General features: G+C 73.1%; 24 protein-coding genes. 13 read left to right on the forward strand and 11 right to left on the reverse strand.

Annotation, left to right across the window (positions count from 1 at the left end):
* Positions 1-16 precede the first annotated feature (16 nt).
* The 3 genes from ACP4IX_RS21195 to mug all read left to right on the forward strand — a co-directional run bounded on the left by ACP4IX_RS21195 (position 17) and on the right by mug (position 2,881).
* Positions 17-799 (forward strand): SGNH/GDSL hydrolase family protein, encoded by a 783-nt coding sequence (locus tag ACP4IX_RS21195; protein WP_426524615.1) that lies wholly within the window; start codon positions 17-19, stop codon positions 797-799.
* An 85-nt stretch (positions 800-884) separates the two neighbouring features.
* Entirely contained in the window at positions 885-2,327 is a 1,443-nt protein-coding gene (gene purB / locus ACP4IX_RS21200; protein WP_426522222.1) for an adenylosuccinate lyase, read from the forward strand.
* On the forward strand, positions 2,324-2,881 hold the full coding sequence (gene mug, locus ACP4IX_RS21205) for a G/U mismatch-specific DNA glycosylase (RefSeq protein WP_426522226.1): 558 nt from the start codon (positions 2,324-2,326) through the stop codon (positions 2,879-2,881). Before purB ends, mug begins: the two co-directional genes overlap by 4 nt.
* 14 nt (positions 2,882-2,895) lie before the next feature.
* Here mug and ACP4IX_RS21210 read toward each other — a convergent pair whose 3' ends face one another.
* From ACP4IX_RS21210 to ACP4IX_RS21220, 3 genes are read right to left on the reverse strand one after another with little or no spacing between them, the layout of a single operon-like run.
* Complete coding sequence (locus ACP4IX_RS21210) at positions 2,896-3,336, reverse strand: hypothetical protein (protein WP_426522221.1); 441 nt, start codon at positions 3,334-3,336, stop codon at positions 2,896-2,898.
* 58 nt (positions 3,337-3,394) lie between these two features.
* Entirely contained in the window at positions 3,395-4,120 is a 726-nt protein-coding gene (locus ACP4IX_RS21215) for an ABC transporter permease (RefSeq protein WP_426522220.1), read from the reverse strand.
* 2 nt (positions 4,121-4,122) lie between these two features.
* Entirely contained in the window at positions 4,123-5,043 is a 921-nt protein-coding gene (locus ACP4IX_RS21220; protein WP_426522219.1) for an ATP-binding cassette domain-containing protein, read from the reverse strand.
* Between the two features lie 108 nt (positions 5,044-5,151).
* On the opposite strand from ACP4IX_RS21220, the gene ACP4IX_RS21225 reads away from it, so the two are divergent.
* The 3 genes from ACP4IX_RS21225 (at position 5,152) to ACP4IX_RS21235 (ending at position 8,240) form a co-directional block, all read left to right on the forward strand.
* The gene (locus tag ACP4IX_RS21225) at positions 5,152-6,309 is read left to right on the forward strand and encodes a sensor histidine kinase (protein WP_426522218.1); all 1,158 of its coding nucleotides are present in this window, start codon (positions 5,152-5,154) and stop codon (positions 6,307-6,309) included.
* Between the two features lie 14 nt (positions 6,310-6,323).
* Positions 6,324-6,986 (forward strand): response regulator transcription factor, encoded by a 663-nt coding sequence (locus ACP4IX_RS21230; RefSeq protein ID WP_426522217.1) that lies wholly within the window; start codon positions 6,324-6,326, stop codon positions 6,984-6,986.
* A 99-nt stretch (positions 6,987-7,085) separates the two neighbouring features.
* Positions 7,086-8,240: an ROK family transcriptional regulator gene (locus tag ACP4IX_RS21235; RefSeq protein ID WP_426522216.1), complete on the forward strand. Its 1,155-nt coding sequence runs from the start codon at positions 7,086-7,088 to the stop codon at positions 8,238-8,240.
* A gap of 24 nt (positions 8,241-8,264) precedes the next feature.
* Here ACP4IX_RS21235 and ACP4IX_RS21240 read toward each other — a convergent pair whose 3' ends face one another.
* Positions 8,265-9,026, reverse strand: coding sequence for a GntR family transcriptional regulator (locus ACP4IX_RS21240; RefSeq protein ID WP_426522215.1), 762 nt, complete (start codon positions 9,024-9,026; stop codon positions 8,265-8,267).
* A 179-nt stretch (positions 9,027-9,205) separates the two neighbouring features.
* A complete protein-coding gene (locus ACP4IX_RS21245) occupies positions 9,206-10,093 on the reverse strand; it encodes an RNA polymerase sigma-70 factor (protein WP_426522214.1) in 888 nt (295 codons plus the stop codon).
* Between the two features lie 230 nt (positions 10,094-10,323).
* On the opposite strand from ACP4IX_RS21245, the gene ACP4IX_RS21250 reads away from it, so the two are divergent.
* Complete coding sequence (locus ACP4IX_RS21250) at positions 10,324-11,202, forward strand: alpha/beta fold hydrolase (protein ID WP_426556363.1); 879 nt, start codon at positions 10,324-10,326, stop codon at positions 11,200-11,202.
* Here ACP4IX_RS21250 and ACP4IX_RS21255 read toward each other — a convergent pair.
* Together ACP4IX_RS21255 and ACP4IX_RS21260 are read right to left on the reverse strand one after the other, a co-directional pair.
* Positions 11,154-11,324 carry a hypothetical protein gene (locus tag ACP4IX_RS21255; protein ID WP_426556364.1) on the reverse strand — a complete coding sequence of 57 codons (171 nt, stop codon included), beginning with the start codon at positions 11,322-11,324 and terminating at the stop codon, positions 11,154-11,156. The two genes, ACP4IX_RS21250 and ACP4IX_RS21255, sit on opposite strands and share 49 nt — an antisense overlap.
* A gap of 181 nt (positions 11,325-11,505) precedes the next feature.
* Positions 11,506-11,997: an SRPBCC family protein gene (locus tag ACP4IX_RS21260; protein WP_426556428.1), complete on the reverse strand. Its 492-nt coding sequence runs from the start codon at positions 11,995-11,997 to the stop codon at positions 11,506-11,508.
* A gap of 219 nt (positions 11,998-12,216) precedes the next feature.
* On the opposite strand from ACP4IX_RS21260, the gene ACP4IX_RS21265 reads away from it, so the two are divergent.
* The 6 genes from ACP4IX_RS21265 (at position 12,217) to ACP4IX_RS21290 (ending at position 18,740) form a co-directional block, all read left to right on the forward strand.
* Positions 12,217-12,864, forward strand: coding sequence for a hypothetical protein (locus tag ACP4IX_RS21265; RefSeq protein WP_426556365.1), 648 nt, complete (start codon positions 12,217-12,219; stop codon positions 12,862-12,864).
* A gap of 49 nt (positions 12,865-12,913) precedes the next feature.
* The gene (locus ACP4IX_RS21270) at positions 12,914-14,671 is read left to right on the forward strand and encodes an NAD(P)/FAD-dependent oxidoreductase (protein ID WP_426522210.1); all 1,758 of its coding nucleotides are present in this window, start codon (positions 12,914-12,916) and stop codon (positions 14,669-14,671) included.
* A 150-nt stretch (positions 14,672-14,821) separates the two neighbouring features.
* Positions 14,822-15,346 (forward strand): RNA polymerase sigma factor, encoded by a 525-nt coding sequence (locus ACP4IX_RS21275; RefSeq protein WP_426522209.1) that lies wholly within the window; start codon positions 14,822-14,824, stop codon positions 15,344-15,346.
* Between the two features lie 96 nt (positions 15,347-15,442).
* Entirely contained in the window at positions 15,443-16,114 is a 672-nt protein-coding gene (locus ACP4IX_RS21280; RefSeq protein ID WP_426556366.1) for a hypothetical protein, read from the forward strand.
* Between the two features lie 84 nt (positions 16,115-16,198).
* Positions 16,199-17,788 carry an ABC1 kinase family protein gene (locus tag ACP4IX_RS21285; RefSeq protein WP_426556367.1) on the forward strand — a complete coding sequence of 530 codons (1,590 nt, stop codon included), beginning with the start codon at positions 16,199-16,201 and terminating at the stop codon, positions 17,786-17,788.
* A gap of 70 nt (positions 17,789-17,858) precedes the next feature.
* Positions 17,859-18,740 carry an SAM-dependent methyltransferase gene (locus ACP4IX_RS21290; protein WP_426556368.1) on the forward strand — a complete coding sequence of 294 codons (882 nt, stop codon included), beginning with the start codon at positions 17,859-17,861 and terminating at the stop codon, positions 18,738-18,740.
* A gap of 69 nt (positions 18,741-18,809) precedes the next feature.
* Here the strand turns inward: ACP4IX_RS21290 and ACP4IX_RS21295 are convergent, their stop codons facing one another.
* From ACP4IX_RS21295 to ACP4IX_RS21310, 4 genes are read right to left on the reverse strand one after another with little or no spacing between them, the layout of a single operon-like run.
* Complete coding sequence (locus ACP4IX_RS21295) at positions 18,810-20,051, reverse strand: wax ester/triacylglycerol synthase domain-containing protein (protein WP_426556369.1); 1,242 nt, start codon at positions 20,049-20,051, stop codon at positions 18,810-18,812.
* A 56-nt stretch (positions 20,052-20,107) separates the two neighbouring features.
* Positions 20,108-21,430 (reverse strand): NAD(P)/FAD-dependent oxidoreductase, encoded by a 1,323-nt coding sequence (locus ACP4IX_RS21300; RefSeq protein WP_426522204.1) that lies wholly within the window; start codon positions 21,428-21,430, stop codon positions 20,108-20,110.
* On the reverse strand, positions 21,427-22,116 hold the full coding sequence (locus ACP4IX_RS21305; protein ID WP_426556370.1) for a flavin reductase family protein: 690 nt from the start codon (positions 22,114-22,116) through the stop codon (positions 21,427-21,429). The genes ACP4IX_RS21300 and ACP4IX_RS21305 overlap by 4 nt, the downstream gene beginning before the upstream one ends.
* Positions 22,088-22,555 carry an aromatase/cyclase gene (locus ACP4IX_RS21310; RefSeq protein ID WP_426522202.1) on the reverse strand — a complete coding sequence of 156 codons (468 nt, stop codon included), beginning with the start codon at positions 22,553-22,555 and terminating at the stop codon, positions 22,088-22,090. The genes ACP4IX_RS21305 and ACP4IX_RS21310 overlap by 29 nt, the downstream gene beginning before the upstream one ends.
* Positions 22,556-22,584 lie beyond the last annotated feature (29 nt).

Here is a 22,584-nt window from a genome sequence, read left to right on the forward strand (position 1 = left end):
TACCATTTCTGTCGCCATGCAGACGAATCCCACCCACACCAGTCTCGTCGCCGTCGGCGACTCCTTCACCGAGGGCATGTCGGACCTGCTGCCCGACGGCTCCTACCGGGGCTGGGCCGACCTCCTCGCCGCGCGGATGGCCGCCCGCTCCCCCGGTTTCCGGTACGCGAACCTCGCGGTGCGCGGAAAGCTGATCGGGCAGATCGTCGACGAGCAGATCGACGTGGCGGCGGCCATGGGAGCCGACGTGATCACGCTGGTCGGCGGGCTCAACGACACGCTGCGGCCCAAGTGCGACATGGCCCGGGTACGGGATCTGCTGACGCAGGCAGTGGAGCGGCTCGCCCCGCACTGCGAGCAGCTGGTGCTGATGCGCAGTCCGGGACGCCAGGGTCCGGTGCTGGAGCGGTTCCGGCCCCGCATGGAAGCGTTGTTCGCCATCATCGACGACCTGTCCGAGCAGCACGGCGCCGTGGTCGTCGACCTGTACGGGGCCCCGTCGCTGGCCGACCCCCGCCTGTGGGACGTGGACCGGCTGCATCTGACCGCCGAGGGGCACCGCCGGGTCGCGGAGGCCGTGTGGCAGACGCTCGGTTACGAGCCCGAGGATCCCGAGTGGCACGCGCCGATCCCGGCGACGCCGCCGCCGGGCTGGGTCATCCGCCGGACCGAGGACGTCCGTTTCGCCCGGCAGTACCTGCTGCCCTGGATCGGCCGCAGGCTGACGGGCCGGTCGTCCGGGGACGGCCTGCCGCCCAAGCGCCCGGAGCTGCTGCCGTACGGGGACCTCACTCCGTGACCCCCGCGCCCACGCGCCCTTCGTAGGTTCCGACGAAGGGCCCCGGGGAGCTGGCCTGCAGGAATCGCCAGTAGAATCCGTTTACGTGACTTCCGCTCCCGCCAAGCCCCGCATCCCGAACGTCCTCGCCGGACGCTACGCCTCCGCCGAGCTCGCCACGCTCTGGTCGCCCGAGCAGAAGGTGAAGCTCGAGCGGCAGCTCTGGCTCGCCGTGCTGCGGGCCCAGAAGGACCTCGGCATCGAGGTGCCCGACGCCGCGATCGCCGACTACGAGCGCGTCCTCGACCAGGTCGACCTGGCCTCGATCGCCGAGCGCGAGAAGGTCACGCGGCACGACGTGAAGGCGCGGATCGAGGAGTTCAACGACCTCGCCGGGCACGAGCACGTGCACAAGGGCATGACCTCGCGCGACCTGACGGAGAACGTCGAGCAGCTGCAGGTCCGGCTCTCCCTGGAGCTGATCCGCGACCGCTCGGTGGCCGTGCTGGCCCGGCTCGGCAAGCTGGCCGGCGAGTACGGCGAGCTGGTCATGGCCGGCCGCTCCCACAACGTCGCCGCGCAGGCCACGACGCTCGGCAAGCGGTTCGCCACCGCCGCCGACGAGCTGCTCGTCGCGTACGGCCGGGTGGAGGAACTGCTGGGCCGCTACCCGCTGCGCGGCATCAAGGGCCCGGTCGGCACCGCCCAGGACATGCTGGACCTGCTCGGCGGGGACGCGGGCAAGCTGGCGGAGCTGGAGCAGCGGATCGCCGGGCACCTGGGCTTCTCGCAGGCGTTCACCTCGGTCGGCCAGGTCTACCCGCGCTCGCTGGACTACGAGGTCGTCACCGCGCTGGTGCAGCTGGCGGCGGCACCGTCGTCGCTGGCGAAGACCATCCGGCTGATGGCCGGCCACGAGCTGGTCACCGAGGGCTTCAAGCCCGGCCAGGTCGGCTCCTCCGCCATGCCGCACAAGATGAACACCCGCTCCTGCGAGCGCGTCAACGGCCTGATGGTGATCCTGCGCGGCTACGCCTCGATGACCGGCGAGCTGGCGGGCGACCAGTGGAACGAGGGCGACGTGTCCTGCTCGGTGGTGCGCCGGGTGGCTCTCCCCGACGCCTTCTTCGCCCTCGACGGGCTGCTGGAGACGTTCCTGACCGTGCTCGACGAGTTCGGCGCGTTCCCCGCCGTCGTGGCCCGGGAACTGGACCGCTACCTGCCGTTCCTGGCCACCACCAAGGTCCTGATGGGCGCGGTGCGGGCCGGTGTGGGCCGCGAGGTCGCGCACGAGGCGATCAAGGAGAACGCCGTCGCCTCCGCGCTGGCGATGCGCGAGCAGGGCGCCGAGCGCAACGAGCTGCTCGACAAGCTGGCCGCCGACGAGCGCATCCCGCTGGACCGCGCCGGGCTGGACGCGCTCATGGCCGACAAGCTGTCCTTCACGGGCGCTGCCGCCGACCAGGTCGGTGTCGTCGTCGCCCGGATCGAGGAGATCGTCAAGCAGCACCCGGCCGCCGCGGGCTACACCCCCGGAGCGATCCTCTGACGCGCTTCACCCAGGCGGAGCTGGAGGCCGCCCGCGACCGTCTCGTACCGGACGTCGTCGCGGACGGTCTCCGCGTGCTGTTCTGCGGCATCAACCCCGGGCTGATGACGGCGGTGACGGGCCACCACTTCGCCCGTCCCGGCAACCGGTTCTGGCCGGTGCTGCACCTGTCCGGGTTCACACCGCGGCTGCTGAAGCCGTCGGAGCAGGGCGAACTGCCGTCGTACGGGCTCGGCATCACCAACGTCGTCGCGCGGGCCAGCGCGCGGGCGGACGAGTTGAGTGCCGAGGAGTACCGGGAGGGCGGTCGGCTGCTGACGCTGAAGGTGGCGCGGCTGCGGCCCCGGTGGCTGGCCGTGGTCGGTGTCACCGCCTACCGGGCGGCGTTCGACGACCGGAAGGCCCAGGTGGGCCCGCAGGCGCGCACGATCGGGGACACGCGCGTGTGGGTGCTGCCCAATCCCAGTGGTCTCAACGCGCATTGGACGGCGCAGACGATGGCGGAGGAGTTCGCGCGGCTACGGGTCGCGGCGGAGGCGCAGACGGAGGCGTAGGCGCGGGGAAGCCGTCATGGTGGTGCCTGTTCCGTGACGACGGCCAGCAGCCGCACCTCGTCCGTCTCGTCCCGGTCCGCGACGGCCACCGCGGCCCATCGGCCGGTACCCTCCGCCTCCCAGAGGTACGCCACGCTCGCGCGGACGCTCAGGCCCGCCCACGGCTCGGGTATCTCCTCGTGTTCGGTGCGCAGCAGGACCGTCCGGAGGTTCCAGGGGTCCGTCTCCCCCCAGCGCCCGGCGAGGCGCTCGCAGAGGGCGTCGCGGTACTTCTCGTACTGCTCCACCGTCGCCGCCCGCTCCCCCTGGTCGCCGGCGCGCAGGCCGTGGCTGCTCTCCAGCACCGCCACGAAGCGGCCGGGTCCCCGTGCGCCCCCGTCCGACGGGCCGTGCTCCGCCGGGAAGGGCCGGAAGCACAGCTCGTCGATGAGGGCGATGTGCCGCGCGATGTCCATGCGCTCCAGTAAACCGCCCGGCACTGACAATTGGCGGGGCGTCAGCCGCGGGCGGCCGTCAGGCGTCCCGGCCGCGCAGCCGCCAGGCGCCCGCGAGGAGGGCGGCCACCACCCACAGCGCGGTCACCGCGAGTCCGGCCCAGGGCCCCAGGGTTCCCTCGTGCGTCTGGTGGAGGACGACCTGCCCCGCCTTGTCCGGCAGGAAGTCGGTGACGCCGCCCACCGCGTCCCCGATCACGAAGGAGACGATGAGGATGAACGGGATCAGGACGGACAGGGTGGCCACGCCGCTGCGGAACAGCGCGGTGAGGCCGGCCGCGAGCAGCGCCATCAGCATGAGGTAGATCCCGCAGCCCACGACGCCGCGCACCTGCTCACCGGTGGTGAGCCCGTCCGCTGCCGGGCCGAGGCCCGCCCGGGCCGCGACGAGGGCGGCGAACGCGGTGAGCAGCCCCACGACGAGCGCGGGTACGGCGACGACCACGAGCTTCGCCGCGAACCACCGTCCGCGCCGCGGAACGGCGGCCAGGGAGAGCCGGATCCCGTTGCCGTGGTACTCGGACGAGACCGCCATGGCGCCGAAGGCGATAACCGCGATCTGACCGGGCATGACACCGGAGAGCGCCATGAACAGCGGATCGAACTCGGGCTGGGAGGTGTCGGAGATTCCGGCCAGCGCGGAGAAGGCGGTGGTGACCGCGAACACCGCCAGCAGGGTGCCGCACAGCGAGCGCAGGGTGCGGACCTTGAGCGCCTCCGAACGGAGTACGGGCGTGAAGGACATGGTCAGGCCTCCTGGGGCTGTGCGGTGAACTCGGTCTCGGTGCCTGTCAGATCGAGGTACGCCTGTTCCAACGTGCCCTCGTCCGACGACAGTTCGAGGATCGGGACTCCCGCGCCGGACACGGCGCGGCCGATGTCGTCCACGCGCGCGCCATGCACGGTCCAGTACCCGTCCTCCTGCTCCACGGCGTCGTGGCCGTGCCGGGCCAGGGCGGCCTTCAGGGCGGTGGCGTCCGACGTACGGATGCGGACACGCGGCTGCACGCGCGCGTCGATGAACTCCCGCATCGGGGTGTCGGCGAGCAGGCGGCCCCGGCCGAGGACGACCAGGTGGTCGGCGAAGGACGCGGTCTCGTTCATCAGGTGGCTGGAGACCAGGACCGTGCGGCCCTCGGCCGCGAGCCCGCGCAGCAGTCCGCGGATCCAGATGATGCCCTCGGGGTCCAGCCCGTTGGAGGGCTCGTCCAGCATGACCACCTCGGGATCACCCAGCAGGGCGGCGGCGATGCCCAGCCGCTGGCGCATGCCCAGCGAGTACGTCCGCACCCGGCGGCGTGCCACCGACGCGATGCCCGTCTCCTCCATCACCTCGTCGACCCTGCGCGACGGGACGCGGTTGCTCGCCGCCAGGACGCGCAGGTGGTCCCGGGCGGTGCGCGAGCCGTGCGCGGCCTGCGCGTCGAGCAGGGCGCCGACGTGCCGCAACGGCTCGTGCAGGGTGGCGTAGGGGCGTCCACCGACGGTCGCGGTCCCGCGGGTGGGCCGGTCCAGGCCCAGGACGAGCCGCATGGTGGTGGACTTACCGGCGCCGTTGGGCCCGAGGAAGCCGGTGACGCGGCCGGGGCGCACGGTGAAGGTGAGGTCGTCGACGGCTCGTCGGGTGCCGTACTCCTTGGTGAGGTTCTGGACGTCGATGCTGGTCATGACAGCAGCGTGCCGGTTCGTACCGGGTCGTGGCCTCCCCCGCCGGTGGAGAGCGTCTCCCCCGTGCGGGGGAGCCGGGCTGTCGGTGCCGGGTGGCACGATGACGGGATGGTCCGCCTGCTGCGCCCGCTGGTCCGCGGGACGACGTACACACGCCTGCTGCACCTGTGGGTGCCGATGGCGGCCTTCAGTGTGTGGATGTTCGTCCTGCCGCACATGCCCTGGGGGCCCCTGCTCCTGCTGGTCCCGGTCGGCCTCGTCCCGGCGGTGCGGACCGGCGAGGGAGTGCAGGCGCGCCTGCTCCTCACCCCGGGCCACGAGGACTCGGCGTTCTCGGTCACCCCTTCGGCGAGCCGGCGCGACCGGCTGCGCACGGTGGCGTGGCTGGAGCTGCGCATGCTGCTGGGCGCGCTGACCTCGATGGTCTGTGTGTGGCTGCCGCTCATCGCCGTCGAGATGGTCCGGCACTCCCTGGGGTACCGCGTCGACGACATACCGGTGCTGCGGGACGCCGACCCGCACTGGGTGTGGGCGGTCCTCGCGGTGCTCCCCCTGCTCGCGCTGTACGGCGCCGTGGTCGGCCTCGGCGTCCTGGTGACGGCGGCGGCCCGCGCGCTCCTCGGACCGTCCGCCGCCGAACGGCTCAGCGCCCTCGAGGAACGCACCGAGCAGCTCCTGGAGCGCAACCGCATCGCCCGCGAGCTGCACGACTCCATCGGTCACGCGCTGACCGTCGCCGTCGTGCAGGCGGGGGCCGCGCGCGCGGCGAACAGCCCCGAGTTCACCGACCGGGCCCTGACCGCGATCGAGGAGACCGGCAGGGCGGCCCTGGAGGACCTGGAGCGGGTGCTCGGTGTCCTGCGGGAGACGAAGGGGTCCGCGAGCGGCCGGCCGACGCTCGCCGACGCCGACCGTCTCCTGGAGTCCGCCCGCGCCTCCGGAGCGAAGGTCGACGCCGAGGTCACGGGCCCCGTGGAGGCCCTGCCGGGCCCCGTCTCCCGGGAGGGGTACCGCATCCTCCAGGAGTCGCTGACCAATGTGCTGCGGCACGCGGGGGCCGTGCCGGCGCGGGTCCGCGTCGAGGTGAGAGACGGTGCGCTCACCCTGGAGGTGCGCAATCCGCTGCCGGACGGGAGGGTCGTGCCCGGACGCGGCAGCGGCCTGCGCGGTATACGCGAGCGTGCCGCGCTGCTGGGCGGCCGGGCGCACACCGGACCCGACGACGCCGGCGATTGGCAGGTGCGCGTCGAGCTGCCGCCGGGCTGATCTACGCTGGGCGGATGCCGGTCAGAGTGCTCCTCGTCGACGACGAACCCCTCGTACGCGCAGGTCTGCGGGCCGTGCTGGAGGCGCAGCCCGACATCGAGGTGGTCGGGGAGGCCGCCGACGGGGCGGCGGTCATTCCGCTGGTGCGGCAGGTGCGGCCGGACGTGGTCGCCATGGACGTCCGGATGCCGCTGCTGGACGGCATCGAGGCCACGCGCGCGCTGCTGCGGACGATGACCGACCCACCGAAGATCCTCGTGGTGACGACCTTCGAGAACGACGAGTACGTGTACGAGGCGCTGCGGGCGGGCGCCGACGGGTTCCTGCTGAAGCGGGCCCGGCCGGCCGAGATCGTGCACGCGGTGCGGCTGATCGCCGAGGGCGAGTCCCTGCTGTTCCCCGCCTCGGTCCGGCAGCTCGCCGCCGAGTACGGGGACGGCGGCGGGAACCGGGCGGCCCGCGCCGAGTTGGAACGGGCGCAGCTGACCGAGCGGGAGGGCGAGGTGCTGCGGCTGATGGCGCGCGGCTTGTCGAACGCGGAGATCGCCGCCCGGTTGGTCGTCGGTACGGAGACGGTGAAGTCGCACGTGAGCGCGGTACTGGCGAAGCTCGGGGCGCGGGACCGCACACAGGCGGTGATCACGGCGTACGAGTCGGGGTTCGTGGCACCCGGGTGAGGCGCTTGCCCGGTGGGGAAGGGGTGGACCGGCTCTCGCCGGGGCGGAGCGGGCCGAGTACGATCCGGCCAACACGCGCACGAGCTGGGAGGACGGACGTTGGGCGGGCTGACCGGCGGGGATCCGTCGCTGCTGCGGAGGATCAACTCCGCTGTGGTGCTGCACGCGTTGCGTGCCACGGACTGTGCGACGCTGACCGAGATCACCCGGGTGACGGGGCTGTCCCGGCCGACCGTCGAGGGTGTCGTCGAGGGGCTCATCGAGACGGGTCTCGTCGTCGAGGCGGCCGCCGACGAGGGCACGGCCCGACGGCAGGGGCGGCCCGCGCGGCGGTTCCGGTTCCGGGCGGAGGCCGGGCACCTGCTCGGCCTGGAGATCGGGCCGCACCGCGTCGCCGCGCTCCTGTCCGGGCTGGACGGCCGGGTGATCGGCGCCCAGGCCAAGGACGTCGACGAGAGCGCCCCGGCCGACGAGCGGCTGGAGCGGCTGCGCACGGCGGTCGCCGAGCTGCTGCGCCGGGCCGGTGTGGCCCGCGGGTCGCTGCGCGCGGTGGGAGCGGCCACGCCGGGGATCGTCGAGGCGGACGGCACGGTGCGGCTGGGCACCGCGCTGCCCGGGTGGACCGGGCTGCGCCTGGGTGAGCGGCTGAGCCGTTCCTTCAAGTGCCCGGTGCTGGTCGAGAACGACGCGAACGCGGCGGCGGTCGCCGAGCACTGGAAGGGCGCCGCCACCGAGTCCGACGACATCGTGTTCGTGCTGGCCGGGCTGAGTCCGGGGGCCGGGGCGCTGATCGGCGGGCGGCTGCACCGGGGGTACGGCGGGGCGGCCGGCGAGACCGGCGCGCTGCATCTGCTGGGCCGGGACGTGACTCCGGAGACGCTGCTGTCCACCACCGACCAGCCGCTGCACCCGCTGGACGAGCAGGCGGTCGCCAAGGTGTTCGCCGAGGCCCGTGAGGGCGACCTGCGGGCCCGTGCGGCCGTCGAGCGTTACATCCAGCGGCTGGTGCACGACGTGGCGGCGATGGTGCTGGCCCTCGATCCCGAGCTGGTCGTCATCGGTGGCTGGGCGGCGGGGCTGGACGACGTGCTGGAGCCGTTGCGGCGGGAGCTGGCGCGCTACTGCCTGCGCCCGCCGAAGCTGACCTTGTCCCTGCTCGGCGAAGCGGCCGTGGCGACGGGCGCGCTGCGGCTGGCCCTCGACCATGTGGAGGAGCAGCTGTTCGCGGTCGAGGGCGCGACGGCCCGCCGCTGACCTGCCGAAACCGGTCCGGGCCGGTCAGGAGGCCCGGGTCTGGGGGCCGTGGTGGATCTCCACGTCGCCCAGGTCCCCGAACGTCAGCCGGCAGGTGTCCGCGCGGTACGTGGCGACGGAGAGCGCGGCGGTGCGGCCCTTCGCGAGGTAGCGGGTGGTGACCACGAGGACGGGCGCTCCGGGGAGGCGGTCCAGTTCCTTCGCGTCCTCCGCGCCGGCCGATCCCAGCTCCACGGCGCTCTCCTGCCGCTCCAGTTCTCCGCGCCGCAGTTCGCGGAGCACGACACGCGCGCGTGCGGCTCCGGAGGGCGCGTCGATGGAGGTGAGGTCGGGCACCGAGGCCGGTGGGACGTACAGAAGCTCCGCCGCGACGGGCTGGCCGTGCGTCATGCGGGAGCGGCGCACGGTGTGCACGGGTTCGTCCCGGCCGGTGTCCAGCTCGTCGGCGACGGCCGCCGACGGAGCCGCCAGGGTGCAGTCGACCGGACGCCAGGCGTCGTCGGAGGTCCCGGGCCAGACGTGCTGCCGGGTGCCGACGGCCACGCCGACGCGCGGCGGGGCGACGGTCGTGCCGACGCCACGTCGGCGCTGGAGCCTGCCTTCCAGTTCGAGCTGTTCCAGGGCCTGGCGGAGCGTGGCGCGGGCGACCCCGAAGCGGGCGGCGAGGTCCCGCTCGTTGGGCAGGATCTCACCCACCGAGAACTCCGAGTCCAGGGCTTCGCTGAGGACGGTCCTGAGATGCCAGTACTTCGGTTCCGCCACCGATTCCAACTGCGTGGTCCCCACCGTGTCCTCCGCAATCGCCGTGGTCCGGCGGCGTTTTGGCGCCCTTGTTTATTAAAGGTTGTTGTAGTTCTCTGCGACGATAAAACGGCCCACACCCTTGGTCAAGACCAACCCGGCGGCAGGACGACGAGGCCCCCGTCACAGGACGGGGGCCCGGGCCGCGGCGGGGAGGCGTCCGGTCAGGCGAGGGCGGCCAGGGAACGCAGCTTGTCGGGGTTGCGGACGATGTACACCGTCTGGATCCGGCCGTCGGCCACGTCCAGCTGGAAGACGGAGTCGGGCGCACCCCTGGACAGGACCAACAGCGCCGGGCCGCCGTTGAGTTCCAGGGAGCGGAAGGAGACGTCCGGAATCCCCTTCTGCGCGGCGCCGAGCAGGAAGCGGCCCACCTTGTCCGAGCTCTCCACGACGCGCAGCGGCGCCCTGGACTTGCCGCCGCTGTCGCCCACCAGGCGGACGTCCGGCGCGAGCAGCGCCATCAGCCCTTCGAGGTCGCCGTCGGCCGCGGCGGCGAGGAAGCGTTCGGTGAGGTCCCGGCGCTGCGCGGGATCGACGTCGTAGCGGGGCCGCCGCTCGTCGACGTGCTTGCGGGCCCGTCCGGCCAGCTGGCGCACCGCGGCCTCCCCGCGCTCCAGCATGGCGGCGATCTCGGCGTACGGGTATCCGAACGCCTCCCTCAGGACGAACACCGCCCGCTCCAGCGGTGACAGCGACTCCAGGACGACGAGGACGGCGAAGGACACGGAGTCGGCGAGGACGGCCCGCTCCGCGGAGTCCGGCACGGTGCCCCCGAAGTCGGTGACGTAGGGCTCGGGCAGCCACGGGCCGACGTACGTCTCGCCCCGCGACGTGATCTGGCGCAGCCGGTCGATGGCGAGGCGGGTGGTGACGCGCACCAGGTAGCCGCGCGGTTCGCGGACGCCGGACCGGTCGGCACCGGACCAGCGCAGCCAGGCCTCCTGGACCACGTCCTCCGCGTCGGCCAGCCGGCCCAGCATGCGGTAGGCGACTCCCAGGAGGACGGGGCGGTGCTCTTCGAAGACGTCGGTCGCGGTTTCGGCGGTCACCGCTCCATCCCAGCGGACTCGTCCGGCCGTGTCCAGGCGGAGCCGCCCGCACCCGCCACCCTGCCGGCGAAGAACAGCGAAGGACAGCGAAGGACAGCGACCGGGGCTACCCGTCGGTAGCTCCTACTGACACTCTGTCTGTGCAACGCCGCCATCGGCCACGCGTTCCCCGAGACACGCGTTCCCTGCGGCGCACGTCACACGAACACGCGTTCCCGACAAGGAGCCCCATGTCCGCGACGCTCTCCTTCACGTCCCCCACCGAGCACGGCCCACGGGACATCACCCTCGCCTACGCGCGCGTGGGCACCGGCGAGCCGCTGCTTCTGCTGCACGGCATCGGCCATCACCGGCAGGCCTGGGACCCGGTGGTCGACATCCTCGCGACCGAACGCGAGGTGATAGCCGTGGACCTGCCCGGATTCGGACAGTCGGCCGCACTGCCCCACGGACTGCCGCACGATCTGCCGACGACGACCGCCCTGCTCGACGCCTTCTGCGCGGCCCTGGGACTCGACCGGCCGCACGTGGCCGGCAACTCGCTGGGCGGCCTGCTGGCCCTGGAACTCGGCCGCCGGAACATGGTGCGTTCGGTGACGGCCCTGTCCCCGGCCGGGTTCTGGACGCAGGCCGAGCGGCGCTACGCCTTCGGCGTGCTGACGGGGATGCGCCGGACCGCCCGGAATCTGCCCCTCCCCCTCGTCGAGCGGCTCTCCCGCACGGCGATCGGCCGCACCGCCCTGACGAGTACGATCTACGCCCGTCCCGGCCGCCGCTCCCCCGGGGCCGTGGTCGCCGAGACGCTCGCGCTCGCGCACGCCGAGGGGTTCGACGAGACGCTCCGGGCCGGCCGGAGCGTGCTGTTCACCGACGACGTCCCCGGCGTCCCCGTCACGGTGGCGTGGGGCAACCGGGACCGGTTGCTCCTGCCCCGCCAGGGCATACGCGCCAAGCGCACCATTCCGCGGGCCCGGCTGGTGCGACTGCCCGGCTGCGGTCACGTCCCGATGAACGACGACCCGGCGCTGGTCGCCCGCGTCCTCCTGGACGGCAGCCGCGCTCAGGAGGCGACAGCCCTGGGGACCTCCTTCAGCACCGTCGGGTTGTAGGCCATGCTCACCTGCGGCGTGCGGTCGTCCGGGGCGATGTCCCGCACGCCCCGCAGGACGACGATGTCGACGTAGCGGCCCTCGGTCCGCTCGAGGGCGCACGAGGTGTCCGCAGTGACCACGTCGTCGTACTGGGTGGCGATGACGGTGTGGCGGACGTGCGCCGTCGTCTCGCCGGGGTCGGCCGGCTCGCGCTGGAAGGGGTGGTCGTGCGGGAGCTGCGGCCGGGCCGGCCCGGCCTCCGCTACGGCTCCCTGCTCGAGGAGTCCGACCGCTCCGCGGATCCGGCGCGCGAGGGGTGCGTCACACGGCCCGTCGTGCGGCGGCCGCGCGCAGCAGGCGCACGTACCGGTTCTCCCTGACCGGGTGGGCCACCCGCCCCGTCAGGGCCCGCTCGGCGCAGTCCAGGCTGCGCCGGAACGCCGCGTCGTGCAGCGGCCGGACGACCAGGACCCAGGCCAGCCAGCGCACCCCCCGCGGACGGACCACCAGGGTGTTCCGCAGCACGGTCCGCCGCCCGTCGAGGCATTCGACGCTGAACTCGTGGAAGCCCTCGAACCCCCGCGGACCGGTGAAACGGAACCGCACCCATCGGCCCGGCACGTAGTGGCTCACCACATACCGCACCGGTCCGTGGCCGCCGGGAACGCCCACGGCGAGAGGCCCCTCGAAGCGTACGGGCGGCCAGTCCGGCGGCCAGAGACGGTCCTCCTCGCCGCCCAGCGAGTCGATCAGCACGCCGACTTCTGCGGGGGGAACGGGCAGGGTGCGTTCATGAACGTTGAGCACGGCGATCACGGAACCAGACTGCCAGCACGCGTCCGTCCGAAGGTCCCCCGAAAGGACCTCCCAAAAGCACGCCCGGAGCGCGCATTCCGCGCCGCGCGCCGTCACTCACGCGCCAACGCGCTGCCGAGGCAGGGCTGTTGTGCGTAGGGGGTGCGACGGGGCCCGAGCGTAAGGACTGATGAGACGGACACAGTCGGCACGGCTCACAACGAGGGGAAGTCGGTCATGGACGCAGGGTCCGAGGTGCCCGGGTCCGGTGGCGGGGGCGCGCCCCGCCCCTCCGTCCCACCGGCGGCGTTACCCGGGTCGTGGCAGCCCCTGCTCGGCCGGCCCGGCCTGGCGGAACTGCTCGGGCATCCTCTCGCGGGTGCCGCACTGGCGGAGATGTGCCGGCTGCCGCCCCGCGTAGCCGTGCACTCCCTGCGTACCTTTCTGCTGGCGGACGCCTGTGCGCGCACCCGGGGGACGGCCTACGACCGGGTCGGACTGCTGGCCGCCGCGGCGTTCCACGACGCCGGGCTGGTGGGGCGCGACCCGCTCGGGCACGGCGGATTCCCGGGTCGTTCCGCGGAGTTGCTCGACCTCTTCCTGGCCGGGCACGCGGTGGGCGCCGAACGGCGCAGGACCCTGACCCGCGCGGTGCGCGAGCACATGCGGCCGTTCCCCGCGCGCGACGCCGGGCCCGAGGTGAGGCTGCTGCACTTCGGTGCGTGGCTCGACGTCACCGGGCGCGGCGAGCGCCTCGTGCCGGGAGACCGGCGCCGGCTGTCCGAGCTGGCGCCCACTCCCTGGTTCGCCGTCTCCTTCTCCGCCCGGGTGGCGGCCTGCGGGCTGCGCCGGGTACTGCCCGCGTCCGCGGTCGCCCGCCGGTGACCGCGGAGGCGGACAACTCGCTCTTCCCGTCGCGAAAGGAACCGCAGACATGCAAGAGGACCAGCGTGTTTTCGATGTCGCCATCGTCGGTGGCGGCATCGGCGGGACGATGCTGGGGGCCGTACTCGCACGCCACGGGGTGCGCGTGCTGCTGCTGGAGGGCAGCGGACACCCCCGCTTCGCCATCGGAGAGTCCACCGTCCCCGAGACCACGTTCGGCCTGCGGGTGCTGGCCCGCCGCTACGGCGTCCCCGAGATCGAGCATCTGGCGACCAACGGGACGCTGCGCCGCCACGTGTCGTCGAACTGCGGGGTCAAGCGGAACTTCAGCTTCGTCTACCACCGCGAGGGCGAGCCGACCCGGCCCGACGAGTGCACCCAGTACCCCACCTGGGGCCCGCCGCTGGGTCCCGACTCGCACTACTTCCGGCAGGACGTGGACGCGTACATGTTCCACACCGCCGTGTCCTACGGCGTCACCGCGTACACCCACACGCTCGTCGACGACGTGAAGTTCGAGGAGGACGGCGCCACCCTGGTCACCCGGGACCGGGGCACCTTCCGGGCGTCGTACGTGGTCGACGCCGGCGGGGTGCGGGCCGTGCTGCCCGAGCGGCTCGGGCTGCGGCAGGAGCCGCCGTACCGCACCCGGTCGCGCACGATCTTCACGCACATGGTGGACGTGCGCCCCTTCGACACCGTGGCACCGCCGCGCGAGCAGCACGGAATGCCCAGTCCGTTCAGCCAGGGGACGCTCCACCACATGTTCCGCGGCGGCTGGCTGTGGGTGATTCCGTTCGACAACCAGTCGACGAGCACCAGCGAGCTGTGCAGCGTCGGCGTCAACCTGGACCTGGACCGGTACCCGCGTCCGGACGACGTCTCGGCGGAGGAGGAGTTCTGGCACCATGTGCGACGGTTCCCCAGTGTGGCGCGGCAGTTCGACCGGGCGCGGGCGGTGCGGCCGTACGTGTCGACCGATCGCACCCAGTTCGCCTCGCAGAAGGTCGTCGGCGACCGGTGGTGCCTGCTGCCGCACGCCAGTGACTTCGTCGACCCGCTCTTCTCCAGCGGCCTCGCGGTCACCGTGATGGCGCTCAACGCCCTGGGCCACCGACTCATCGAGGCGGTGCGCCAGGACGACTTCGACACCGCCCGGTTCGCGTACCTGGACCACTGGACCAAGCGCATGTTCCGGTTCTACGACGACCTGGTCTCGTGCAGCTACGTCTCGTTCGACGACTTCGACCTGTGGAACGCCTGGAACCGGGTGTGGACCATCACCACGCTGTACGGGACCAACGCCCAGAACCAGGTCGCCGTGGCGTTCGAGAAGACGCACGACCCCACCTGCTTCGACGCGCTGGAACTGCCCCCGTACCGGGGCCTCCAGGGAGTCGACAACCCGTGGGTGGAGCGACTGTTCGACCAGTCGCGGGACGCCGTACTGGCTTACCACGCGGGGAAGTCGACGAAGGAGAGCACCATCGCGCGCATCTACGAGCTGCTGCGCGAGAGCGGACTGTGCCCTGCGGTGTGGGGCACCCTCGATCCCGAAGACCGCTGTCCCTCCGGCGTGTTCACCCTGTGGCCGCTGATGAGGATCCTGCTGTGGGGCAGGTTCCGCTCACCGCGGCACGTGCGCGGGTCCTACTTCACCGGCGGCGCGCGGATGGTGGGCAGGGAGGCGGTCCAGGCGTACACCACCGAGCTGCGCGCCGGCGGCTCCCAAGTGCACCAGACCGTACGGGACATGTGGTTCAACTGGAACCGTGACTGGACCCGGCGCGCGGCTCCGCGGAAATGACCGCGAAGAATCATTCCTGCCTGCCGCAGGAGGTACACATTCCGGTTTGCCGCTCGAAGGCCTCGGGTAGGAAAACCACATGGCCGGCACATAGAAAGTCGGCCGTGGTTCTCCCTCCTCAATCCGAGAGACAACGGGCTGCAAACCACGATGGCGCGACATTCCACCTGCCAATCGCCCGCTGAATGCTCCTGGGAAGACATCTTCCAGCATCAGGACCGCCTCATGCGGTTGGTTCGACGAAGACTGCCCAGCTTTCAGGACGCCGAGGACTGCGTTCAGGAAACGATGGCCCGCGCAGCCGCCCACGCCGCGCTGGACAAGAATCGACTCGGTTCCTTTCTGACGTCCGTGGCGCTTCGCCTCTGCATCGACTTCTACCGCGACATGGACCGTCGCAGCAGACTTCTGCAGCGTGCGGCGCCCATGGACGCCTCCGGGACGACCGAGGAGGACGTCTGCGACGAGGACTTCGGCAGATGGCTGCTGGGCCAGGTACAACACCTGCGCGGGCGGGAACAGGAGGTCATACTCGCCCGCTCCGAGGGAATTTCCACTGCGGAATTCGCCCGCATGCACAACATTTCCGTCAAGGCGGCCGAGGCCGCTTTCACCAGAGGCCGCGCACGCCTCAAGAATGCGTGCGCGAAAGCCTTGGAAGGCTGCACGCAATAACGGCGCGAAGCCGCCTCCCTCCCTCACCGCCCCCCGTTCGATGCCATCCCGCTCTCATCGCATCTCAGCACAGGAAAACGGAAAGGGATTGCACTCATGTCCAACAACAAAAACATCCAGGACATTTTCAAGGACCTGGTCGGCAATATGGCCGACAGCGGCAAGGAAGCCTTCGACGACATCCTCAACCGGTCCGACAAGCCCGGACCGTCCGGGTCCGGCAACCCCGTCGACACGCTGGCCGGACTGCCGGCGAACGTGCTCGGCGCCCTGGCCGGCACGGTCAATCCGGCCGCCGCCCTCGCGGGCGCCGCGAACCCCCTGGCGGCCCTGGCCGGCAACCCCCTGGCCGCGCTGGGCGCAGTCGGCGGCGTCGGCCACCCGCTCGCGGGCCTCACCGGAGGAGCCGCGAGCCAGCTGGGGAACATCGCCGGCGGCGCGCAGAACCCCCTGGCCGTGCTCGCCGGCGCCGCGGGAGGGGCCAACCCGCTCGCCGCGCTCAGCGGGGCGGGCAACCCCCTCGCCGCCCTGGGCGGCGCCGTCGGCCCGCTCGCCGCCGTCGGCGGTGCGGCCGGCGCCCTCGGCGGGCTCGGGCAGCTGGCCGGAGGCCTCGGACAGGCCGCCGGCGGGGTCGGCGACCTCATGTCGCTCCCGTCCCAGCTCGCCCAGCTGCTCCAGGTGCTGCCCCAACTCATCGAGGCGCTCCAGGGCCTGCAGAACCTGGCCGGCCCGCCGGCCCAGGGAGGTCAGTCCGCGTCCCCGGGCTGACCGGCCGTGCCGTCGCCCCGTCCGGCCGCCGAGCACACCGACCACCCGTCCGTCCGGATCCCGACCTGAGGAGGATGACACGCGATGGCGTCTGTCGTCGGCGATCGGCTGCGTCTCGTGGTCAAGGTGCTGGGCGGCCTCGTGGCCGACGAGGTGGGACGGGCGGCCCGGCCGCGGAGACGTGCGGGAGGGGACACGCGCTCCCCGGCGGAGGACGCCACCGTCTCCGCCGGGTCCGCGGCCGGCTCCGCCGGGGGCACGTGCACCGGAGCGGAACGGCGCCGTGCCAAGGCGGTGCGGCAGGCATTGGAGAGCCTCGGGCCCTTCTACGTGAAGCTCGGGCAGATCCTGTCCACCCGGCCGGACATGGTCCCGCAGTCGATCCGGGACGAGCTGCAGAACCTGCACGACCAGGTGGACGTCCAGCCGTTCTCGGTGTTCGAGCCGGTGCTGGAGCGGGACCTCGGACCGGACTGGAAGCTGCGCTTCGACGACGTCGAGACCGTCGCCCCGCTCGGGGCGGCGTCCCTCGCCCAGGTCTACCGGGTGACGCTGCCCGGCGGACGCCCGGCCGTGGTCAAGATCCAGCGCCCCGGCATCCGGGAGGGCGTGCTCGCGGACATGGCCCTGATGCGCCGGGCGTCGAAGATCGTGGCCCGCGTCGCACCCCGGTTCAACGAGGTCATCGACATCGAGGCGATGCTCGGCTCCGTCTTCGACGCGATGGAGCCGGAGCTGGACTTCAACGGCGAGGCCCAGAACATGGACGAGGCCCGGGAGCACGTCCGGCAGTTCCGTTCGCTGGAGGTGCCCCGGGTGCTGCACGCCGGCCCCCGGGTCCTCGTCCAGTCGCTCGCCGGCGGCACGTCGGTGCGGCACATCGACCGGAACCACTTCACGGACGACGAACGCGTCGAGATCGGCAGGGACCTGCTCCGCTTCATGTACCACGGGTACTTCGTCCACCGCTTCTTCCACGCCGACCCGCACGCGGGCAACGTCTTCGCCGCGCCCGGCGGACCCGCGACGCTGATCGACTGGGGCATGGTCGGCCGCCTGGACCGGCGCACCAGCCTGCAACTGCTGCCCCTCTTCATGACGTTGGCACAGAATGACGGCATCGGGCTGGCGCAGCACTGGGCCGAGATGGGCCGCATGACGCCGTGGGCCAACATGCCGGCGTTCGCCGCCGACATGGCCGCCTTCGTCCCCAAGGTCTCGCATCTGTCCCTGGAGGACATGAACTTCGGCGTCGCCCTCACCACCGTGCTGGCCAAGGCGACCAAACGGGGCATCGGTTCGCCGCCGGCCGTGTCGCTGCTGGGCAAGTCGTTCGCGAACCTCGACGGCTCGGTGCGCTGTCTGGCTCCCGAGATCACGCTGCCGGAGGTGTTCCAGGGCGAGGTTCCGAAGATCCTCTTCTCGCTGGGCCGGGAGTTCCTCGGCCGCCACCAGTTCGCCCGCAACTCCATGGAGCTGCTGCTGACCGCCGTCACCAGCCCCGAGCAGGTCCGAGGAGTGCTGTCCGACATCGCCAACCGCCGGTTCGCGCTGAACGTCCACGAGCCGCGGACCCCCGCCGCGATGGGAGGCCAGCGGCCCACCCGCCCCTCCGGCGGACTGCTGGCGCTGGGCGCGCTGGCGATCCTGCTCAGCCGTCGCCGATCCCCCTGAGCCGGGCCCGGCGACCGACGGACCGACACCACTGACACCACCCACGACACCACCGGCACGGAGGGTTCTCATGCCGCACACCGCACGGCCCACTGCCCCACCCGCACCTGGCGTCCCCCTTCCGGACGGACTGTCCCGGGTCGCCCTCTGGACGGCGTCCGCGCACGCCGCGGAGTACGGCAGGCCGGCACCGTACGTCCGCGACCCATGGGCCGCCGCGTTCGTGCGCGCGGCGGGCTTCACCGGGGCTCCCCCGGGTGACGGCCCGCTCCAGCGGCTGCTCCCCGACTGGGCCGTGGTACGCACCCGCTTCTACGACGAGTACCTGGTGTCGGCGGCTCGTTCGGGCTGCCGCCAGGTGGTACTGCTCGGGGCCGGTCTCGACACCCGTGCCTTCCGGCTCGACTGGCCGGCCGACGTGCACGTCTTCGAGGTCGAGGATCCGGCGCTGCTGGCCTTCAAGGAGCACGTGCTGGACGGGGCGCCGCCGTCCTGCGGGCGGCGCACCACCGTCGGCGCCGATCCGGCCGGCTCCTGGGGCGGGGACCTGCTCGCCGCCGGGATGGACCCGGGCCGCCCCACCGCGTGGCTGTGCGAGACGCGTCTGTACCACCTCCAGCCGCACGCGGTCGAGGACATCGTCGCCGCGATGACGGAACTCTCCGCGCCGGGCAGCGCCTTCGGTGCCGAGTGCGTGAACGCCGGGGCCGCCTCCTCGTCGTTCGTGGCCCCGTTCCTGGAGGCGCTGTCGACGACCGGGATCTCCTGGCACTGGCAGCTCGCCGAGCCGGAGGGCTGGTGGGGACAGCACGGCTGGGACGTACGGGTGGCCGACCTGTTCGCACTGCCGTACGCGGTGGATCGTCTGGCCCCGTATCTGCCGCTGGTCGGCGAGGCCGCGGCGACGTGCGTGTTCCTGGCGACGGGGACCGTGCGCGGCTCGGGCCGCTGAGGAACGGGCCGGCACGGCAGCGCCTCGGGCTCATGGTGACGCCCGGGGCCCTGCCGTGTCCCGTAGTCGCTACGGCCGTTCCAGTTCCGACAGTGCCGCGAGCCACAGGCCGGGGAGTTCACCGGCGGTGTGCAGGGCCTCGTCGTGGATCACGGCGAGGCAGGCGGTGTCGTGCTGGCTCGTCAGCGTGGTCAGGCAGCGGATGCCGGCGCCGAGCCCGGAGTAGACGACGGCCCGGCGGGCGGCGTTGCCCCGGTGGACGAGGGCGCTGCCGAAGTTCACGCTGCTCGCCGGCCCGGCGACGGACCGGCCGTTCACCATCCGGGTGCCGACCCGGGCGCCGACCGCCCGCGGCCCGGCCGTCAGCAGCAGGCGCAGGGCATCGCGCTGACGGCCGGCACGCAGTGCCCCGGTGCGGGCCACCACGCGCTGCAGGGCGTGCTGCGGGGACGGGGCGTCGCAGGGCAGCAGGACACGTGCGACGACGAGCCGGTTGCCCGGGGCGTACTCCTCGCCGGGCCCCCGCACCGACATCGGGACCGCGACCGGCAGCGGCGGATGCGCGGAGCCGGTGCTCTCGCGGTGCCAGGTGCCCACCGCGTGGGCGAGCGCCGCGAGGAAGACGTCGTTCACCGTGGCGCCGTGGGCCCGGCCGGCGGCCCGCAGCCGCGCCACCGGGACGACCGCCTGACACAGGTCCGTCCGCCCGCCGAGCGGTACGTCGAAGGCCGGTTTGTCGCTCCGCCGGAAGGAAGCGGCCACGGCGCCGACGGCGCCGGCGAGGCCGCCGAGGGCGGGCCGGCCGCGGCGGTGCGGGGGCGGCCCGCCGCCGGGGTCGTCGTCGAGCAGGGCCCGCGCGGTGTGTGCGGCTCCCACGCCGTCCTGGAAGGTGTGGTCGGTGCGGTAGCACAGGCTGTGGCCGCCGGTGGGTCCGTGCACCAGCCACACGTCCCAGGGCGGCCGGGTGTCCCCGCCCATGGGACGGGACAGCATCAGCCGGCCGGCGCCCGAGCCGTCGTCGTCCCCGGGCAGCCAGGCCTCGTGCACGTGCTGCTCCACGTCGATCCGTCCGACGCGGGAGAACGTCCGGCTCTCCCTGTCGATGCGGTAGCGCAACGCGGGGATGCGGGGCGTGCGTTCGGCGACGCGGGCGCGTACCGAGTCCAGGGTGGGGGCGGGGCCCGAGAATCCGAACAGGAAACCGGCCGGCAGCGGTCTGCCTCCCATGGCCAGGTGGTAGGCGACGTCGGCGGTGCCCATGGGCAGGGACGCCGGCAGACCGCCGTCGCCGCCGGGGTGGGGTGGGCGCATCAGGAACCTCTCTGTCGGTGTCGGCCGGAGGAGTTGGCCGCCGTCCCGGGCGGCCGTCAGCACGCGTGGCGCGCCGCGCGCCCGAGTACGTCCACGTACGCGCGCAGCAGGGGCCGGACGGGTCCGCGTACGGGCAGGCGGGGGGCCCTGGCGCGGTGCCAGGGCAGCGGTTCGCCGGGTTCCGGTTCGCCCAGCAGGGCAGCGGCCACGTGCGCGCCGTGCGCCACGGACAGGGCGAGGCCGTGTCCGCAGCAGCCGCCGATGTACCAGACGTCGGGGAACCCGTGGACCGGCCCGACCACCGGCAGGTCGTCGCCGGTCATGCCGATGCGGCCGGACCAGCGGTGGGTGACCCGCACCCGGCCGAGGTCGGGGTGCAGGGACCGCAGCCACGCCTCCAGCCGGGCCCAGGCGCGCTCCCGGAGGGACTGGAGCCGGGGAGCGCCGAGCCCGGCCGGGACCGTGGCGGTGCCGCCGCCCGCCACCAGGCCGCCGTCCGGGAGCAGTCGGAAGTACGGCGCCATCGGCACGGCGTCGACGACGGAGTACCCCGCGCGCCCGCCCAGCGCCTCGTACGCCGGAGCGCTCAGCGGTTCGGTGGCGACGGCGTACACCTCCAGCGGCAGGATCGTGCCGACCGGCAGGTCCAGTGACCCTGCGGCGGAGTTGACGGCCAGCACCGCCTGACGGGCGTACAGCCGGCCGTGCGGGAGGACCAGTTCCGGCCCGACCAGGTCGCCGGGGCGCAGCGCCAGCAGCGGACTGTGACCGTAGAACCGCACGCCCTTGTCGGCGCAGGCGCGGGCGAGGGCGCAGGTCAGGGCGGCCGGGTCCAGGGTGGCGGCGGGGCGGTGCAGGAGAGCGGCCCTGAACGGCACACCCACGCGGTCTCGGATGCCGGCCTCGGTGAGGACGGGGACGTCCAGGCCCAGTGCGCGGCAGGCGCGGGCCTGGCGGGCCAGTGCCACCAGGCCCGCGGACGAGCGCGTGGCCACGAGCTGGTCGCCGGTTCGCAGCCCGCAGGGCACGTCGAGCCGGACGCACAGGTCGAGGACGTCCCGTACCGCCCGCTCACTGGCCCGGTGCATCCGGCGCGCCGTCCCCGGGCCGAAGCGGCGCACCGCCCGGTCGACGGCGGGGCCGGCCCGGGGGCCCAGCAGACCGGTGCCCCGGCCGCTGGCCCCCGCGGCCGGGTGCTCGGCGTCCACCACGGCGATGTCGAGCCCGGGGGCGCGTTCCGCCAGGTGATAGGCGCAGGACAGCCCGGCAAGACCGGCCCCGACGACGGCCACGTCCGCGGTGACCACGCCGTGCAGCTGGGGGTGCGGCGGTAGTTCCGCCGGGTCCCAGTACGGCGTTCCGGCCGGCGAGCTGTTCATCCGGCGGCGTCCGGCACCGGCTCGGTCAGCGCGCCGAACCGGCGGTCGTGCCACAGCAGGGGGCGTCCCCCGCCCACGTGCACGGCGGCGACCCGGCCGACGACGAGGTGGTGGTCGCCGTAGCGGCGTACGTCCTCGGTCAGGCACACCGACCAGGCGAGCGCGCCGGCCAGCACGGGGACGCCCAGTACCTGTCGGGTGTCGGTCCCGGCGAACCGCTCGGCCGCGGTCGTCGTGGGGGACGCGAACCGGCCCGCCAGCTCCTGCTGTTCCTCGCGCAGCAGGTGTACGGCGAAGGCCCGGCGGGCGCGGACCGCGGTGAGGGTGCGGGAGCCGTCGCGCAGGCAGGCCAGGAGCAGCGGCGGGCGGGCGGAAAGCGAGGTGACGGCGGAGACCGTCATGCCGAGCGGGCCGTCCTCGCCGCGGGCGGTCACGACGGTCACCCCGGCGGCCAGCTTGGCGTAGAGGCCGAGGCAGCGGACGGCACCCGGCCCCGGTTCCGCGTGCAGCGGCTCCGCGAGCAGCGCTTCCGCGTGCGGTGGTTGCTCGTGCGGTGGTTGCTCGTGCGGTGGTTCCGCGAGCAGCGGTTGCTCGTGCGGAGGTTCCTCCGACGGTGGACAGGCGGCCGGAGAGGCGGCCCCGGCGGTCGTCACCCGGTCAGCCACGAGCCGCAGCCGCGCGTTCATCGATCACCTCCGCGTCCGCCAGGCCCCGCAGCACGCGGGTGATGTTGGTCCGCACGGTCGACTCGGCCACCGGGTCGAGGATCTCGGCCAGGGAAGGGATGCCGAGGTCGAAGGCGGCGGTGAAGACGACGAGCGTGCCGCCGTCCCCCGGTTCGCAGCGCCAACTCCCCTCGAAGGTCTGGAAGTCGCCGCTGAGCTGCTCGAAGGCGAGGGAGCAGGTCTCGGGCGAGTAGGTGTCGCGTTCCCGCCACCGCATCAGGCCGCCCCGGAACTCGACGGTCCAGTCCGAGACCGTCGTGCCGTCGGGCAGCGGAGGCTCGACGTGCACCTCGCGAAAGGTGTCGCTGTACTCGGGGTAGCGGCGGAAGTCGGTGATACGCCGGTAGACGTCGGTGGGTGCCAGTCCATCGGCGAGGGCGTGCAGGACCACATGGCGCATGGATCGTTCGGTTCCTTCCCGGAGGGTTT

It is taken from the genome of Streptomyces sp. WG5, assembly GCF_049974565.1.
Classification (GTDB): Bacteria; Actinomycetota; Actinomycetes; order Streptomycetales; family Streptomycetaceae; genus Streptomyces.

What these genes read in the sequence shown, in the direction of transcription:
- ACP4IX_RS21195 (WP_426524615.1), top strand. Translation starts at nt 17, where the DNA reads ATGCAGACGAATCCCACCCACACCAGTCTCGTCGCCGTCGGCGACTCC.
- ACP4IX_RS21210 (WP_426522221.1), bottom strand. Translation starts at nt 3,336, where the DNA reads ATGGACATCGCGCGGCACATCGCCCTCATCGACGAGCTGTGCTTCCGG.
- ACP4IX_RS21215 (WP_426522220.1), bottom strand. Translation starts at nt 4,120, where the DNA reads ATGTCCTTCACGCCCGTACTCCGTTCGGAGGCGCTCAAGGTCCGCACC.
- ACP4IX_RS21220 (WP_426522219.1), bottom strand. Translation starts at nt 5,043, where the DNA reads ATGACCAGCATCGACGTCCAGAACCTCACCAAGGAGTACGGCACCCGA.
- ACP4IX_RS21225 (WP_426522218.1), top strand. Translation starts at nt 5,152, where the DNA reads ATGGTCCGCCTGCTGCGCCCGCTGGTCCGCGGGACGACGTACACACGC.
- ACP4IX_RS21230 (WP_426522217.1), top strand. Translation starts at nt 6,324, where the DNA reads ATGCCGGTCAGAGTGCTCCTCGTCGACGACGAACCCCTCGTACGCGCA.
- ACP4IX_RS21250 (WP_426556363.1), top strand. Translation starts at nt 10,324, where the DNA reads ATGTCCGCGACGCTCTCCTTCACGTCCCCCACCGAGCACGGCCCACGG.
- ACP4IX_RS21265 (WP_426556365.1), top strand. Translation starts at nt 12,217, where the DNA reads ATGGACGCAGGGTCCGAGGTGCCCGGGTCCGGTGGCGGGGGCGCGCCC.
- ACP4IX_RS21270 (WP_426522210.1), top strand. Translation starts at nt 12,914, where the DNA reads ATGCAAGAGGACCAGCGTGTTTTCGATGTCGCCATCGTCGGTGGCGGC.
- ACP4IX_RS21275 (WP_426522209.1), top strand. Translation starts at nt 14,822, where the DNA reads ATGGCGCGACATTCCACCTGCCAATCGCCCGCTGAATGCTCCTGGGAA.
- ACP4IX_RS21280 (WP_426556366.1), top strand. Translation starts at nt 15,443, where the DNA reads ATGTCCAACAACAAAAACATCCAGGACATTTTCAAGGACCTGGTCGGC.
- ACP4IX_RS21285 (WP_426556367.1), top strand. Translation starts at nt 16,199, where the DNA reads ATGGCGTCTGTCGTCGGCGATCGGCTGCGTCTCGTGGTCAAGGTGCTG.
- ACP4IX_RS21290 (WP_426556368.1), top strand. Translation starts at nt 17,859, where the DNA reads ATGCCGCACACCGCACGGCCCACTGCCCCACCCGCACCTGGCGTCCCC.
- ACP4IX_RS21295 (WP_426556369.1), bottom strand. Translation starts at nt 20,051, where the DNA reads ATGCGCCCACCCCACCCCGGCGGCGACGGCGGTCTGCCGGCGTCCCTG.
- ACP4IX_RS21300 (WP_426522204.1), bottom strand. Translation starts at nt 21,430, where the DNA reads ATGAACAGCTCGCCGGCCGGAACGCCGTACTGGGACCCGGCGGAACTA.
- ACP4IX_RS21305 (WP_426556370.1), bottom strand. Translation starts at nt 22,116, where the DNA reads ATGAACGCGCGGCTGCGGCTCGTGGCTGACCGGGTGACGACCGCCGGG.
- ACP4IX_RS21310 (WP_426522202.1), bottom strand. Translation starts at nt 22,555, where the DNA reads ATGCGCCATGTGGTCCTGCACGCCCTCGCCGATGGACTGGCACCCACC.